Annotated in this window: 14 protein-coding genes; 5 read left to right on the top strand and 9 right to left on the bottom strand. The window is 60.0% G+C overall.

Annotated elements, in window-relative coordinates; all coding sequences use genetic code 11:
• Nucleotides 1-285: 285 nt before the first annotated feature.
• Both AC5YUO_RS08760 and acnA read right to left on the bottom strand, forming a co-directional pair.
• Entirely contained in the window at nucleotides 286-1,026 is a 741-nt protein-coding gene (locus AC5YUO_RS08760; protein WP_496153016.1) for a DUF1223 domain-containing protein, read from the bottom strand.
• 189 nt (nucleotides 1,027-1,215) lie between these two features.
• On the bottom strand, nucleotides 1,216-3,909 hold the full coding sequence (gene acnA, locus AC5YUO_RS08755; protein WP_496153015.1) for an aconitate hydratase AcnA: 2,694 nt from the start codon (nucleotides 3,907-3,909) through the stop codon (nucleotides 1,216-1,218).
• 270 nt (nucleotides 3,910-4,179) lie between these two features.
• On the opposite strand from acnA, the gene ccmA reads away from it, so the two are divergent.
• From ccmA to AC5YUO_RS08730, 5 genes are all read left to right on the top strand, one after another.
• The gene (gene ccmA / locus AC5YUO_RS08750; RefSeq protein ID WP_496153014.1) at nucleotides 4,180-4,821 is read left to right on the top strand and encodes a heme ABC exporter ATP-binding protein CcmA; all 642 of its coding nucleotides are present in this window, start codon (nucleotides 4,180-4,182) and stop codon (nucleotides 4,819-4,821) included.
• Between the two features lie 202 nt (nucleotides 4,822-5,023).
• Nucleotides 5,024-5,683, top strand: coding sequence for a heme exporter protein CcmB (ccmB, locus tag AC5YUO_RS08745; protein WP_059759870.1), 660 nt, complete (start codon nucleotides 5,024-5,026; stop codon nucleotides 5,681-5,683).
• 73 nt (nucleotides 5,684-5,756) lie between these two features.
• Nucleotides 5,757-6,518 carry a heme ABC transporter permease gene (locus AC5YUO_RS08740; protein WP_400817192.1) on the top strand — a complete coding sequence of 254 codons (762 nt, stop codon included), beginning with the start codon at nucleotides 5,757-5,759 and terminating at the stop codon, nucleotides 6,516-6,518.
• A 4-nt stretch (nucleotides 6,519-6,522) separates the two neighbouring features.
• Entirely contained in the window at nucleotides 6,523-6,696 is a 174-nt protein-coding gene (gene ccmD / locus AC5YUO_RS08735; protein WP_496153013.1) for a heme exporter protein CcmD, read from the top strand.
• The gene (locus tag AC5YUO_RS08730; RefSeq protein ID WP_496153012.1) at nucleotides 6,693-7,292 is read left to right on the top strand and encodes a DsbE family thiol:disulfide interchange protein; all 600 of its coding nucleotides are present in this window, start codon (nucleotides 6,693-6,695) and stop codon (nucleotides 7,290-7,292) included. Before ccmD ends, AC5YUO_RS08730 begins: the two co-directional genes overlap by 4 nt.
• 16 nt (nucleotides 7,293-7,308) lie before the next feature.
• On the opposite strand, the gene AC5YUO_RS08725 is transcribed toward AC5YUO_RS08730, so the two are convergent.
• The 7 genes from AC5YUO_RS08725 to AC5YUO_RS08695 form a co-directional block, all read right to left on the bottom strand.
• Nucleotides 7,309-8,490: a GGDEF domain-containing protein gene (locus AC5YUO_RS08725; protein ID WP_496153011.1), complete on the bottom strand. Its 1,182-nt coding sequence runs from the start codon at nucleotides 8,488-8,490 to the stop codon at nucleotides 7,309-7,311.
• 121 nt (nucleotides 8,491-8,611) lie between these two features.
• Entirely contained in the window at nucleotides 8,612-9,208 is a 597-nt protein-coding gene (locus tag AC5YUO_RS08720) for a DUF2585 domain-containing protein (RefSeq protein ID WP_496153010.1), read from the bottom strand.
• Nucleotides 9,205-9,855, bottom strand: a complete 651-nt coding sequence (locus AC5YUO_RS08715) for a septation protein A (RefSeq protein ID WP_400817202.1) — start codon at nucleotides 9,853-9,855, stop codon at nucleotides 9,205-9,207. Before AC5YUO_RS08715 ends, AC5YUO_RS08720 begins: the two co-directional genes overlap by 4 nt.
• A gap of 2 nt (nucleotides 9,856-9,857) precedes the next feature.
• The gene (gene ftsY, locus AC5YUO_RS08710; RefSeq protein ID WP_496153009.1) at nucleotides 9,858-11,294 is read right to left on the bottom strand and encodes a signal recognition particle-docking protein FtsY; all 1,437 of its coding nucleotides are present in this window, start codon (nucleotides 11,292-11,294) and stop codon (nucleotides 9,858-9,860) included.
• 32 nt (nucleotides 11,295-11,326) lie between these two features.
• Nucleotides 11,327-12,601 (bottom strand): tRNA (N(6)-L-threonylcarbamoyladenosine(37)-C(2))-methylthiotransferase MtaB, encoded by a 1,275-nt coding sequence (gene mtaB / locus AC5YUO_RS08705; RefSeq protein ID WP_496153008.1) that lies wholly within the window; start codon nucleotides 12,599-12,601, stop codon nucleotides 11,327-11,329.
• The gene (gene dapF / locus AC5YUO_RS08700; protein WP_496153007.1) at nucleotides 12,598-13,497 is read right to left on the bottom strand and encodes a diaminopimelate epimerase; all 900 of its coding nucleotides are present in this window, start codon (nucleotides 13,495-13,497) and stop codon (nucleotides 12,598-12,600) included. Before dapF ends, mtaB begins: the two co-directional genes overlap by 4 nt.
• Nucleotides 13,498-13,620: 123 nt before the next feature.
• Entirely contained in the window at nucleotides 13,621-14,736 is a 1,116-nt protein-coding gene (locus tag AC5YUO_RS08695; RefSeq protein WP_496153006.1) for an MBL fold metallo-hydrolase, read from the bottom strand.
• Nucleotides 14,737-14,803 lie beyond the last annotated feature (67 nt).

Here is a 14,803-nt window from a genome sequence, read left to right as displayed (position 1 = left end):
AAGCCTTCGAATGGCAGCGGAACCAGAAGGAGGCAGCAGGGAATGGCGTCCAGCGATGCCGCCGGAGGGCGTGCCGAAGGCAAAGGCAAGGGTTAAAAATGGTAACCATTTAGGCAGCCATTTTCACACGGCCTGCCGTATTTCGGTCAAACCATGGCCCGAATTGGGTGGAATAGTCCTATTGTCAATTGATGCCTAGGCACCAAGATGACCCGGTCCGGTGCATTGACCCTTTACCCCCAGCCCCCAATGCCCGGACCGGATCTTCCATCGCCCGACAGGCGATCAGGGGGTTTCATTTCCAAGCAGGATACTTGCCCCGACGATTGCCGCGGGATCGCCGCTGGCATTGGCCGTCTGCAACAGTACGGCGCAGCCACCCTTTTTAACCTTGGCCACCACGCTCGCCGGAAGCTTCACCGTCATCGGCGAACCATCCCACATGCCGACTGTCTGCACATCATAGACGCTGTGCCAGTAGGACATTTTTTTCCCCTGGTTTTCGCCCTTCTGCACATCCACCGTCTGCTCGCGGGTGAAATAGGCGACCACGACATCGGCCTTGCCGCTGCCCGCACCAATATCGATTTCCACCTCGTCACCGGCAAATTTCGACGAGACCGGCACGTTCAACCCCTTGCCCTCACGCTTGAAAGCGTCGAGCCTGTCATAGATGCCACGCACATCCGCACCCTTGACGTGGTCGCGACCATTCAGAATGGCCTGCGGTGTATAGACCCCGTTACGGCCGAGCGCGCGCATATAACCATATTGCCGGTCGGTATTTTCCTTCGATGCCAGCGAATCGGTCCAGCCGAGATAATTCCAGTAATCGACATGGTAGGAGAGGCCAACGACATCGCCCTTCTGGATCATCTTGCGCAAGGCTTCATCCGCCGGCGGGCAGGAGGCACATCCCTGCGATGTGAACAATTCGACGACGCCCTTCACGGCCTCCTGCGCCTGCGCGGAGGTGACGAGGAACGTGCCGAGAAGACATATCGACAGGGGGAATTTCAGCGGCATTACAAAAACCTTTGTCCGGAAGAGATCCAGACGAATTGATGCGATCAATCCTGCCGGGATGCAAACCGGAAAATAACGTCTATTGCCCTTCAATAGAAAGTCACGAAGGGGTGAGCGACAATCACAAAAAAAGAGACCATGAAACGGAAAGACGCCGGGATTTCTCCCGACGTCTTCGATTGTTGAAGCTTATGCTGCCAGATCGCGAAGAACGGTCTGCAGAATGCCGCCATTGTTCATGTAGATCACTTCATCAAGCGTATCGATGCGGCAAAGAAGCGGAACTTCCTTCACCGTACCGTCGCTATAGGTGATCTTGGCGATCTTCTTCTCGCGCGGCTTGATTTCGCCTTCGAGACCGTCGATCTCGACGATTTCGTCACCCTTGAGATCAAGGCTCGCCCAGGTCGTGCCTTCCTCGAAGACGAAGGGAACAACACCCATGCCAACGAGGTTCGAACGGTGGATACGCTCGAAGGACTGCGCGATGACGGCCTTGACGCCGAGCAGGTTCGTGCCCTTCGCCGCCCAGTCGCGGGACGAGCCGTTACCATATTCGACACCGGCAAAGATGACGAGCGGGACGCCTTCCGCCTTGTATTTCATGGCGGCATCGTAGATCGACATCTCTTCCTTGGACGGATAGTGGATGGTGTAGCCACCTTCCTTGCCGTTCGGGCCGAGCATGTGGTTACGGATGCGAATATTGGCGAAGGTGCCGCGCATCATCACTTCATGGTTGCCACGCCGCGTGCCGTACTGGTTGAAGTCGGCCACGGCAACACCATGCTCCGTCAGATAGGCGCCGGCAGGCGATGCAGCCTTGATCGAACCGGCCGGAGAAATGTGGTCGGTGGTGATCTTGTCGCCGAAGAGACCGAGGACGCGCGCGCCCTTGATGTTCTTGAGGCCGGTGCCTTTTTTGCCCATGCCGACGAAATAGGGCGGATTCTGAACATAGGTCGACTGGTCGTCCCAGGCATAGGTCTGGCCCGGAGGAACCTGAACGGCCTGCCAGTTCGCATCGCCCTTGAACACATCGGCATACTTCGTTTCATAAAGCTCGCGGGTGACGTATTTCAGGATGAATTCCTGGATTTCCTTGGAGGTCGGCCAGATATCCTTGAGATAAACAGGATTGCCGTTCTGGTCGTCGCCGATCGGCTCCTTGGTCAGATCCTTCTGGACCGTGCCGGCAAGGGCATAGGCCACGACGAGCGGCGGCGAGGCCAGATAGTTCGCCTGAACGTCCGGCGAGATACGGCCTTCGAAGTTGCGGTTGCCCGAGAGAACGCCTGCGGTGATCAGGCCCTTGTCGTTGATGGTCTTGGAGATCGCAGGCGGCAGCGGGCCGGAATTGCCGATGCAGGTGGTGCAACCGAAACCGACGAGGTTGAAACCGATCGCATCGAGATCCTTCTGCAGGCCCGACTTGTCGAGATATTCCGCAACCACCTGCGATCCAGGTGCAAGCGAGGTCTTCACCCATGGCTTGGACTTCAGCCCCTTGGCGACCGCATTGCGGGCGAGAAGGCCCGCGGCGATGAGAACCGAGGGGTTGGAGGTGTTGGTGCAGGAGGTGATGGCGGCAATTGCCACATCGCCATGCCCAAGATCGAAAGCTTCGCCTTCAACCGCGTAACGGCTGTTGAGCTGGCCGGGCTTCTTGTAGTCATTTTCAAGAGCCGTCGCGAAATTCGGCGCGATGGTTTCAAGCGGCAGGCGGCCTTCCGGACGCTTTGGGCCAGCCATGGAAGGCACGACGTCACCAAGATCGAGTTCAAGCGTGTCGGTGAAGACGAGATCGGAACCATCGCCGGTGCGCCACATGTCCTGCGCCTTCGAATAGGCTTCGACGAGGGCGATGCGGTCCTTGGCGCGGCCGGACATGGTGAGGTAATTGATGGTTTCGCCGTCAACCGGGAAGAAGCCGCAGGTCGCGCCATATTCCGGGCCCATGTTACCGATGGTGGCGCGGTCGGCGAGAGACATCGAATCGAGGCCAGGGCCGAAGAATTCGACGAACTTTGAAACCACGCCCTTCTTGCGCAGCATCTGCACGACGGTCAGTACGAGGTCGGTCGCGGTCACGCCTTCCTTCACCTTGCCGGTCAGCTTGAAGCCGATGACTTCGGGCAGAAGCATGGAGACCGGCTGGCCGAGCATGGCTGCCTCAGCCTCGATGCCGCCCACGCCCCAGCCGAGAACGCCGAGACCATTGATCATGGTCGTGTGGCTGTCGGTGCCGACGCAGGTATCCGGATAAGCGATCGTTTCGCCATCCTCTTCCTTCGTCCAGACGGTCTGGCCGAGATATTCGAGGTTGACCTGGTGACAGATGCCGGTGCCGGGTGGAACCACACGGAAATTCTCGAAGGCCTGCTGGCCCCACTTCAGGAAGCGGTAACGCTCGCCGTTGCGCTCATACTCCAGCTCGACGTTGCGGGCAAAGGCGCTCGGCGTGCCGAATTCATCGACGATGACAGAGTGGTCGATGACGAGATCGACGGGAACGAGCGGGTTGATCTTTTCCGGATCGCCGCCGAGGGCCTTGATACCGTCACGCATGGCGGCAAGGTCGACAACAGCGGGAACGCCGGTAAAGTCCTGCATGAGAACGCGGGCGGGGCGGTAGGCGATTTCGGTTTCGGTCAGGCCCTTATTGTTCAGCCATTCGGAAACCGCCAGAATGTGCTCCTTGGTAACGGACTGGCCGTCCTCGAAACGCAGCAGGTTTTCCAGAAGAACCTTCATGGAATAGGGCAGCTTGGAAACGCCCTTCAGGCCATTGGCTTCAGCCTTGGGAAGGCTGAAATAGACGTAATCCTTACCGTCAACGGTAAGGACGGAACGACATTGGAAACTGTCGAGTGATTTGGGCATGGATCAAAAACCCCGCTTACTCTGATAGCCAACACGTGCGTGCGGACACCTATGCACTCATGCACATCAGGATGCGGGTACGACCATTTCCGCTGTCCGCACGTGAAAATTGCTCCTCGCAATCGTCAAGTCCGGCGCAAGATGATGTTCACGCCGGCCGCTGGCGTGGTTGACACCCATATAGATAATTTCGGAGAAACGTGCCAGACCATTCAACAAAGCTAATCGATTTTTTTATCGAAACGACGAAATCTGAAACGGAACCGCAGCATGGATTTGACGGCGGAAAATCTTGGCGTGCGACGCGGCGAAGATTTCATATTCATGAACATTTCCTTCAAGTTAAGCAACGGCGAGGCGTTGCTGCTGACCGGACGCAACGGCTCGGGAAAATCCACGCTCCTGCGCACGGTGGCCGGCCTGCTGCGTCCCGAAAAGGGGAGGGTGAAGATAGCCGGCGAAGGAATAGACGCCGAGATGCGGCCGTCGGAGGCCTGCCATTATCTCGGCCATCGCAATGCGATGAAAATGGAACTGACCGTCTCGGAGAATCTGCGCTTCTGGAAGGACTTCCTCGGCGATTTCCCCGGCGGCGCCGGCACGACGATCGACGAGGCGGCGGAGATCGTCGGCCTTGCGGGCATTACCCACCTGCCCTTCGGTTATCTCTCCGCGGGTCAGCAACGACGTTTTGCCATGGCGAAGCTTTTGATTGCATGGCGACCGGTGTGGATACTCGATGAGCCGACGGCGGCGCTCGACAAGGCTGCGGACGGGATGTTTACCGATCTCGTCAAAAGCCATTTGGGGAAAGGCGGGATTGTCCTGGCTGCGACCCATCAGTCTTTGGGTCTGGAGAATGCGCGTGAATTGCAGATGACGGGTTTTGCGGGGGTGGAGGCTTGGGCATGAACGGTTTGCGCGCGAGGCATACCCCCCTCTGCCCTGCCGGGCATCTCCCCCACAAGGGGGGAGATCGGCAAGAAGCCCTCTTCTCGTTTCATTCCCACGCTTTGAGATGGGCGAGACCTTGCCGCGAGTCGATCTCCCCCCTTGTGGGGGAGATGCCCGGCAGGGCAGAGGGGGGTAACGCCCCAGACGCGGAGCAACCCCAATGACCGCCCTCCTCCTCCGCGATATCAAACTCTCCATCCGTGCCGGCGGCGGCGCGCTGATCGGCGTGCTGTTCTTCATGACCGTGGTTGCCGTCATCCCCTTCGGCGTCGGCCCGGATCTCAACCTGCTCGCCCGCATCGGTCCGGCCATCGTCTGGATCGGCGCGCTCCTGTCCGCCCTTCTCGGCCTCGACCGGCTGTTTCAGGCCGAGCGGGATGACGGCTCCCTCGATCTCATCCTGATGCAGGAAACCCCGCTGGTGCTGACCGTCTTCGTCAAATGCCTGGCGCACTGGGTCACAACCGGCCTGCCGCTGGTGCTTGCTTCACCGCTGCTCGGACTTTTCATGAACATGGACGAGGTGGCGATCGGTGCCGTGATGCTCACGCTTCTTGTCGGCTCACCGGCCATCACCTTCATCGGCGCGGTGGGCGCGGCGGTTGCCGTTGCCCTGCCGCGTGGTGGCCTTCTGGTTTCCATCCTCGTCCTGCCGCTCGCCATTCCGGTGCTGATCTTCGGCGTCAGCGCTTCCTATGCGGCGGTGCAGGACCCGGCGCCCTTCATGCCGCCCTTCCTCATTCTCTGCGCGATCACGTTATTTTCAGCCGTCACCGGCCCTTTCTTTGCTGCTTTGGCCCTGCGCAATGTTATGGATTGAGGAAACTGCAATGACGATCCCCGATTGACAGGGATCAATTGCGGGACGGCCATTCTCGGGTTACACAAACGGCATGAACGAGCAGACCTTCACCATCACCAAATTCAGTGATCTCGCCAATCCCACCCGGTTTCTGGCGCTGGCGACACGTATTCTGCCCTGGCTCGCCGTTCTCACGGCGCTGGTGCTGGCCGCTGGTCTTTATCTGTCCTTCACCACCGAGGGTGATTACCAGCAGGGCTACACGGTACGCATCATGTATGTGCATGTGCCCTCCGCGTGGCTCGCCATGATGTGTTATTCGGTCATGGCGGTCTCTGCCATCGGCACCCTCGTCTGGCGTCATCCGCTGGCGGATGTCAGCCATAAAGCCGCCGCGCCCATTGGTGCCGCCTTCACGCTGATTGCGCTCATCACCGGGTCGCTCTGGGGCAAACCCATGTGGGGAACCTGGTGGGTATGGGATGCGCGACTAACCTCCGTTTTCGTGCTGTTCCTGATGTATCTGGGGCTGATCGCGCTCAATCGTGCCATGGACGATCCGTCCAGAGCCGCCCGCGTCAGTGCCGTACTGATCCTCGTGGGTTTCGTGAATATCCCGATCATCAAATTTTCGGTGGAGTGGTGGAACACGCTGCACCAGCCGGCAAGTGTCATCCGCATGGGCGGTTCCGCCATCGATGCGGAGTTTCTCTGGCCGCTTCTAACCATGGCAGTCGGCTTCACGCTGCTGTTCTTCACCCTGCACATCGCCGCCATGCGCAACGAAATCTGGCGCCGGCGCGTGGCCGCGCAGCGGCGGCTTGCCGCCCGCATGGCCAACCGGGAGGGCTGAGGTGATGACACACGCCTTTTATATCGGCATGTCCTATGCGGCGACCGGCCTCGTCGTTCTCTGTCTCATCGCCTGGGTCGTCGTGGACGGTCAGGCACGCAAACGGGAACTGAAGGAACTCGAGGCATCCGGCATACGCCGCAGGGCGAGAGCCGCTTCCGCAGGTGATGCGCAATGACGCAGGCTGACCCCGACACCAAGGCCAAAACGACGGGTCGCGCCCGTTATGCGCTGGCGCTGCTGCCGCTGCTGCTGTTCGGCGGTTTCGCCCTCATTGCCGGCAAGATGCTCTACGATCAGGATGTCAACGGGCTGGATATCAGCGCCATTCCGTCAGCGCTGATTGGCACTAGGGCACCCTCCCTGTCGCTGCCGCCACTGGAGGGCTCGAACCTTCCGGCGCTCACCGATGCCGCCATCAAGGGCAAGCTGACGCTAGTCAATGTCTTCGCCTCCTGGTGCATCCCCTGCCGGCAGGAGCATCCGCTGCTTAAGGAATTGGCGAAGGACAGCCGCATCACCGTCGTGGGTATCAACTACAAGGACAAGCAGGACAATGCACTGCGCTTCCTCGGTGAACTCGGCAATCCCTTTGCTGCGATAGGCGTCGATCCAAACGGCAAGGCCGCGATAGACTGGGGCGTCTACGGCATTCCCGAGAGTTATCTGGTCGGCGCGGATGGCACGATCCTCTATAAAAAGGTCGGCCCCTTCGATGCCCGCAGCGTCGAGCGCGACCTGCTGCCCGCCATCGCCGCCGCCGCCGGGAAATAACCCACCCGGCAGGGCCTCACCCCTTGGTAACGACCCTCAGCGAAGGGCCCTCAGCCGACAGACGTATACCTTCAAGCACGACCTGATCGCGACCACCGCGCTTTGCGGCATAAAGGCTGTCATCGGCCCGCTTGATGGCGTCGTGGATGGAATGATCTCCCCTCGCGATGGCCGAGACACCGAAGCTTGCGGTGATCTGGCTGGTCACACCGCGGTTGCGCCAATCGAGCGACGAGAGGCCTGTGCGCATGCCATTGGCAAGCTGGCCGGCCGCGGCGGCCGTGCTGCCTGGCAGGAAGACCACGAATTCTTCACCGCCGAAACGCGCCACCAGCGCATCTTCGGGCGCGTTTCGCCTGAGAAGGTCAGAAAGGCCGATGAGTACGATATCGCCGGCCGCATGACCGTAAACATCGTTGATGCGCTTGAAGTGGTCTATGTCGCAGGCGATGATCGCACCGTCAGGCGTATCGTTGCGAAAATCGGGAACGCGCCGGTCGAAACCACGGCGGTTCAGTACATCCGTCAGCGGATCGTGCTCTGCCGCATGCAGATGCCGGTCGACAGTGACGGAAATCTGGCTGGCCAGCACGGAAAGGGCGAGCAGGAAGCCGAAGATGCTCGCGGCAAGCTGCATGTAGAAGGCATAGTCGGATTCGAAAAATTCGCTGAGCTCGATCATCGAGCCACCCGGCGTCATCACCAGCAGCATGCCTATGCGCACCAGCGTTTCCAGCACCACAAGACAGGCAATTCCCACCATCAGCCTGTCGGCAAGCGCCACCGGCCGCTTCCGCACAATCCAGACCGGGATAGCAAGCAAAAGGGCACAGACGAGATCGCCGATGACGAGTTCGCGTTTCAGATCCGGCGTGACGAAAACATGGAAGGCGACCAGCAATATCGCCACCGCCACAATCGACAGCCGTGCCTTGGTATAAAGCGGCCGCTCAAAATGGGTGAGCAGCGCGTGGCCATAAAGGAAGAAGGCGGAGAAGAACAGCAGGTTCGAAAGGATCGCCTGAACTTCGAAAGGCAGGCCGCCAAGCACGAGCGGTGTGGCGAAACCAAAAGCCGCCGCAAGATATCCGATGCCCCAATAGCGCGCCGAAGCGTGGCCGATCCTCTGCAGGAACAGGAATACCACGCCGAATGTCAGCATGATGAAGGGAAGAAGATAGGCGAAGTTATCTTGCAATGGGTTCTGCCGGAAGGAAAAACGGGCCTTTGAAGCCGGACGTTATCGCAATGCCCTTAAGAAAGCCTGCATATAACGCGCGGTTTCAGCGCCTTTCCGGCCAAAATCCCGGCGAGCCCATTCACATTTGCGGGAGCGCGTTCTGCCATTCCTTGATTGCTTCGACAGGCCAGACCAGCATGACCACATTCAGCGTCAGATTATCGCGGATCAGCCAGCCGGTGAAAATTTCAAAGACGATGGCGATCACGACCGTCAGCCATACCGGCACGCGGGCGGCGAAGAGGAAACCCAGCACCATAAAGACCGTATCCATCGCCGAGTTCAGGATGCTGTCGCCGGTATAACCCAGCGCCATGGTCGCCGTACGGTAGCGATCGATGATGATGGGCGAGTTTTCGAGGATTTCCCACGCCGCTTCCACCAGCACCGCCAGCGAAAGACGCATGGAAAGCGGTTTGTTGCGGAACAATAGCCAGGCGAACCAGTAGAACAGGAACCCGTGAATGATATGCGAGGGCGTATACCAGTCTGCCAGATGCTGGGAATTGCCCGGCGTGTTCACGCCCGGTTCGAACAGCTTCACATAACCGCATTCACAGATGGGAATGCGGCCCATGGCATAGAGAATGACGATCTGCAGGAGAAGCAGCCCGGCGGCCACGCCGAACCATTTGAGCGAACGCGAACGGGAAACCGGCATCTCCGCAACTGTCATTTTTCGTCCTTGTTGAGAGGCTCAAGCGAATGGCGCATGACGAGCGGCATCTGGGCCATGGTGAAGATGATGGTGATCGGCATCGTGCCCCACACCTTGAAGGCCACCCAGGTATCGGTGGTGAACATGCGCCACACCACCTCGTTCAGCACCGCGAGAAAGAGGAAAAACACGCCCCAGCGCAGCGTCAGCTTGCGCCAGCCCTCATCGGTCAGCCTGAAGGCCGAATTGAAGACGTAGCCCAGCAGCGATTGCCCGAAGAACAGGCCGCCCAGCAGGATGACGCCGAACAGCGTGTTGACGATGGTCGGCTTCATCTTGATGAAGGTATCGTTCTGCAGCCAGAGCGTCAGCGCACCGAATACCAAGACCACGATGCCCGATATCAGCGGCATGATCGGCAGTTTGCGCGTCAGCACCCATGAAACCGAAAGCGCCAGCGCCGTTGCGATCATGAACAGGCCGGTGGCGATGAAGATCGGTCCGCCGAATTCCGTCAGCACGGGGAAGGTGGAGGCCAGCCATTCGCCGCGGGAATTGGCGAAGAAGAACACCATGAGCGGGCCAAGTTCGAGCACGAATTTCAGGAGCGGGCTGATTTCCGCCACCATCTTTTCGCTTTCCTTGGGATTGCTTTCGATGTCCATACTCAAACTCCCGCAATGGCCTTGGCGAAATCTTCCGCCTCGAAGGGCTCCAGATCATCGACACCTTCACCCACACCGATGAAATAGACCGGCAGCTTGTGTTTGGCAGCGATGGCAACGAGGATACCGCCCCGCGCCGTGCCATCCAATTTTGTCATAATCAGGCCCGAAACACCCGCGACATTGCGGAATATTTCCACCTGGTTCATGGCGTTCTGTCCCGTCGTCGCATCCAGCGTCTGCAGCACGGTGTGCGGTGCATCCGGATCGAGCTTGCCGAGCACGCGCACGATCTTTTCCAGCTCCGCCATCAGTTCCGTCTTGTTCTGCAGACGGCCGGCCGTATCGATGATGAGCACATCGCTTTTCTGCGCCCGCGCCTGTTCATAGGCGTCATAAGCAAGCCCGGCCGCATCCGCACCGAGCTTGGTGCCGATGAATTCCGAGCCCGTACGGTCGGCCCAGATCTTCAGCTGCTCGATCGCCGCCGCGCGGAACGTATCGCCCGCCGCCAGCATCACCTTGAGGCCCGAGCCGGAGAGCTTGGCGGCAAGCTTGCCGATGGTGGTCGTTTTGCCGGTGCCGTTCACACCAACAACGAGAATGACATGCGGCTTATGCGAGAGATCGAGTTCCAGCGGTTTCGCGACTGGTTTCAGAACCTTGGTGATCTCGCCCGCCATGATGCGCGCCACGTCCTCGCCGCTCACATCCTTGCCATAGCGTTCGGAAGACAGAGCACCGGTGATGCGCATGGCGGTCTCGACGCCGAGATCGGACTGGATGAGAAGATCTTCCAGCTCGTCGAGCGTATCCTCATCCAGCTTGCGTTTGGTGAAGAGCGCCGAAATCTGCGTGGTCAGCTGCGATGAGGTGCGGGCGAGGCCCGCACGCAGGCGCTGGAACCAAGTCAATTTCACCTGTGGTGCAACAGGGGCAGGCTCCTGGCGCTCACGAGCGGATGAAAAACCCTTTGGTAGAGCTGGCGGAATCGCGGAGGGCTCGGCAGCTGTGGCTGCTTCCGCCTCATCGAGCAGCGCATCCATCGCATCCGCATCCAGCACGACATCCGCTGCTTCAGGGGCCGCTTCGGCCTGCTCTTCGGCGGCTGCTTCCGCCTCTAATAACGACAGCGGCACCAGGCCCATATCGCCGGAAATCTCGGCACCGGGCAGAAGCGGAGCGTCCTCGTCTTCGTCCTCTTCGGAGGAAACCAAATCCGTCGCCTCATCAGCAGCCGGGCCGCCAGCCGTCTCCATCTCCAGTTCGGAAACAGGGTCCCTGTCGACAGCATCATGCGCTTTGGCATCGCTCAGCGCGGCTTCGAAGGAGGCATTTTCATTGCCGCGCTCAAGCGCAGCGTCCTCTTGCGGCCGCTCTTCCGTTTCGGCCTTGTCCTTGCCGAACGAAAAGACTTTTTTGATGAAGCCGAGGGCCATGGTTGTTCCCGTGTCTTTTCTCTTTGGTCGCCTCAGGCCGCATCCGCCGCCAGAAGCTTCATGTTCAGATGTTTGCCGTTGTGGCCGGTAATCGCAACCTGCGCAAGAGTGCGCGGGGCAAGATCAGGCGCTGCCACCAGCGTGAAATTGTCGGTATGGGCAAAACCGTTGTTTTCAACGAGTATCGTCTGCACTGAACCGACCATGTTTTGCAGATGCGCCTGTCTCAGCGCCTCGCCGCGCGACCGAAGCCGTCCCGCCCGCTCCTTCACCAGCGCGCGGTCCAGCTGCGGCATGCGCGCCGCCGGCGTGCCCGCACGCGGGCTGTAGGGGAAGACATGCAGGCTGGAAATACCGCATTCTTCCGCCAGCGTCGCCGCGTTTTCGAGCATCTCTTCCGTCTCGGTCGGGAAACCGGCAATCATATCCGCACCGAAGGCGATATCGGGCCTCAGCGATCGCACCTCGTGGCAGAAGCGAATGGCATCGGCCCGCAAATGGCGGCGTTTCATGCGTTTCAGGATCATGTCGTCGCCATGCTGGAGGGAGAGATGCAGATGCGGCATGAAACGCGGCTCATCGGCAATCAGATCCATCAGATGATGATCCGCCTCGATACTGTCGATGGAAGAAAGCCGCAGGCGAAGAATATCTGGCACCTGCTTCAGCAATGTCTTGGCGAGGTAACCGAGCGACGGCTCGCCCGGCAGATCAGCCCCATAACTCGTGGCATCCACCCCGGTCAGCACGATTTCGCAATAGCCACTTTCCGTCAGCCTGCGGGCCTGATCCACCACCGCCCCCATCGGCACGGAGCGCGAATTGCCGCGCCCATAGGGAATGATGCAAAAGGTACAGCGATGATCACAGCCATTCTGCACCTGAATGAAGGCGCGCACATGCCCGTCAATGTGCTTGACCATCTGCGGCGCGGTCGCCTTGATGCTCATGATGTCGTTGACGCGCAGCTTTTCTTCCGCCGAAACGCCGAAATCCGGCAGCGCGCGATAAGAGGCGCTTTTCAGCTTCTCCTCATTGCCCAGCACCGCATCCACCTCGGGCATTTCGGCAAAGGTCTGTTTTTCCGTCTGGGCGGCGCAGCCGGTGACGATGATGCGCGCATGCGGATTGTCCCGCCGGGCGCGGCGGATGGCCTGGCGCGCCTGCCGCACCGCTTCGCTCGTCACGGCGCAGGTATTGACCAGCACGGCATTGTTGAGCCCCGCCTTTTCGGCCTCCGCCCGCATCACTTCCGATTCATAGGTGTTGAGACGACAGCCGAAGGTTATGACCTCGACGCCGCTCATACGGCCCCCCGTTCGACCGCATCCCGCGCCCAGACGCCGGTGACGGGATCGACGGAACCCGACCATTCCCATTCGGCCGGGCCGGTCATGATGACGTGATTATCCTCACGCCAGTCGATGGTCAGCGGCACGCGGATGGTGCTGGAGGCAACATCGATGGTGACCTTTCGGCCCGTGCGGCCGGTGCGGGCGGCGGAAACGGCCGCCGCACAGGCGGCGGAACCGCAGGCAAGCGTCAGCCCCGCGCCGCGCTCCCAGGTGCGGGTGCGAAGCCCGCTGTCGGAAATCACCTGTGCCAGCGTGATATTGGCCTTTTCCGGGAACATCGGGTGGTTTTCGAGCAGCGGCCCGAAACGTTCGAGATCGAACGCCATCGGATCGCGATCCACCCAGAAAACCGCATGCGGATTGCCCATGGACATGACGGCGGGCGAATGCAGGATCGGTGCATCGATCGGCCCGATCTGCAACTCGATGCGGCTCGTATCGTGAAACTCTTCCGAAAGCGGAATGTCGCTCCAGCGGAAACGCGGCAGGCCCATATCGACTGATATCATGCCGTCTTCATGTTCGACAGCGTTCAGAATGCCCGCGACCGTCTGGAAGGTGAAGCTGGTCTTGCCGGTTTCGGACGACAGCGCCTGCACCACGCAACGCGTGCCGTTGCCGCAGGCCTGCGCCTTCGTGCCATCGCAATTGAGGATATCGATGAAGGCATCCGTGCCACTGACACGCGGATCGTGAATGGCCATGATCTGGTCGAACTGTGTGGCGGGATCGGCATTAAGCGCGATTGCCGCCGCCGGCGTGACCATATCTTTACGGCCGCGCATATCGACAACGAGAATCTTGTTGCCAAGCCCGTTCATCTTCGCAAATTCGACCGTATCCGCCATTGCCCTAAACCTGAAAACTGTCTGAAAATCGGATTGCATAGGGGATTTCCCCGCACTTTCGCCCTATATGGCGGAAAGGACAGCAAATTACCAGACTGTTGCGGCGCAAACGCGGCGGCGGCCTTAGGCTAAAGGCACGTCGAAAACCTCGCCGGGACGCATCGGCCGGAAACGGCTCTCCTCCACCCCCTGCTCCGACAGCGCGGCCTTAAGCGCCGCAAGCGGCGCATCCACCGCCTCATCGGTGAGCTGTACCGTACCCCAATGGTGTCCGCAGACATGCGCCGCACCGCAAAGCTTCATGCCTTCCACGGCTTCCGCCGGGTTCTGGTGCTGGCCCTTCATGAACCAGCGCGGTTCATAAGCGCCGAAAGGCAGGTTGGCGAGGCGGAATTCGCCGTGTTTCTTGCGCGCGGCGTGGTAGTTGAGTCCCTCGTGAAAGCCGGTATCGCCGATATGGTAGATCTTGCCACCAGGCGTTTCGATAACGAAGGCTGCCCAGAGCGCCATGCGCCGGTCATTCAAACCGCGGGCTGACCAGTGGTGGCAGGGCTCGAAGTGAATTTTCACCGAACCCGTCTCCACCACATCGCCCCAGTCGCCCACCTCGATACGCGCCGCCTCGACACCGGTGCGGATGATGGCGTCATTGCCTAGCGGCGTGATGAAAAGCGGCTTGTGCGCCACGTGCAGGCGCTTCAGCGTCTCCATATCCAGATGGTCGTAGTGATTATGCGTCACCAGCACCAGATCGATGGGTGGCAGATCCTCGAAACGGATGCCGGGCGGATTGACCCGTTTGGGACCGGCGAAGCTGAAGGGGCTGGTACGCTGCGACCACACCGGATCGATAAGAATATTCAGCCCGGCCGTCTGGATGAGAAAGGAGGCATGGCCGACGAAGGTGACGCGCATGTCCCTGCCGTCAATCCGGGCTTCCGGTTTCGCGAAGGGAAAGGGGCTGGGATAGTTTTCCGGCCATGTGGCGCGCTCGCCATTGAAGCGCCACTTCAAAAGGCCCATGAAATTGCCGGGCGGCGAGCCGCCGGGATTGAAGAAGCGCACCCCGTCGAAATGATCGGAGATGGGGCCGCTATAATAGGCGCTGGCGTTCGAACGGCGGGCATAGAGACCACCGCCCGCCAGAGCGAGCAGACCAAGAGCGGAAAAACGAAAGAAGTTTCGGCGTTTCATGACAAAGGTATAGGAAGCGGAATGGCGCCGTTCAAGCGCCGCCAATCGCGGCTTGCGGCCGATCACGCAAAGATGAAATGCAGGCTTTGCCGGCCGCAAACCGGCATCGCCT

This window comes from Agrobacterium sp. LEGMi-208b (assembly GCF_059511785.1).
Note: the sequence above shows the minus strand (reverse complement) of the source record. Positions and strands in the feature narration are given on the sequence as shown.

Excerpts from the sequence above, each read along its gene's own strand:
- ftsY (WP_496153009.1), bottom strand. The coding sequence starts at position 11,294 with ATGGCCCTCGGCTTCATCAAAAAAGTCTTTTCGTTCGGCAAGGACAAG.
- AC5YUO_RS08740 (WP_400817192.1), top strand. The coding sequence starts at position 5,757 with ATGAACGAGCAGACCTTCACCATCACCAAATTCAGTGATCTCGCCAAT.
- ccmD (WP_496153013.1), top strand. The coding sequence starts at position 6,523 with ATGACACACGCCTTTTATATCGGCATGTCCTATGCGGCGACCGGCCTC.
- AC5YUO_RS08760 (WP_496153016.1), bottom strand. The coding sequence starts at position 1,026 with ATGCCGCTGAAATTCCCCCTGTCGATATGTCTTCTCGGCACGTTCCTC.
- ccmB (WP_059759870.1), top strand. The coding sequence starts at position 5,024 with ATGACCGCCCTCCTCCTCCGCGATATCAAACTCTCCATCCGTGCCGGC.
- acnA (WP_496153015.1), bottom strand. The coding sequence starts at position 3,909 with ATGCCCAAATCACTCGACAGTTTCCAATGTCGTTCCGTCCTTACCGTT.
- AC5YUO_RS08715 (WP_400817202.1), bottom strand. The coding sequence starts at position 9,855 with ATGGACATCGAAAGCAATCCCAAGGAAAGCGAAAAGATGGTGGCGGAA.
- dapF (WP_496153007.1), bottom strand. The coding sequence starts at position 13,497 with ATGGCGGATACGGTCGAATTTGCGAAGATGAACGGGCTTGGCAACAAG.
- ccmA (WP_496153014.1), top strand. The coding sequence starts at position 4,180 with ATGGATTTGACGGCGGAAAATCTTGGCGTGCGACGCGGCGAAGATTTC.
- AC5YUO_RS08720 (WP_496153010.1), bottom strand. The coding sequence starts at position 9,208 with ATGACAGTTGCGGAGATGCCGGTTTCCCGTTCGCGTTCGCTCAAATGG.
- mtaB (WP_496153008.1), bottom strand. The coding sequence starts at position 12,601 with ATGAGCGGCGTCGAGGTCATAACCTTCGGCTGTCGTCTCAACACCTAT.
- AC5YUO_RS08730 (WP_496153012.1), top strand. The coding sequence starts at position 6,693 with ATGACGCAGGCTGACCCCGACACCAAGGCCAAAACGACGGGTCGCGCC.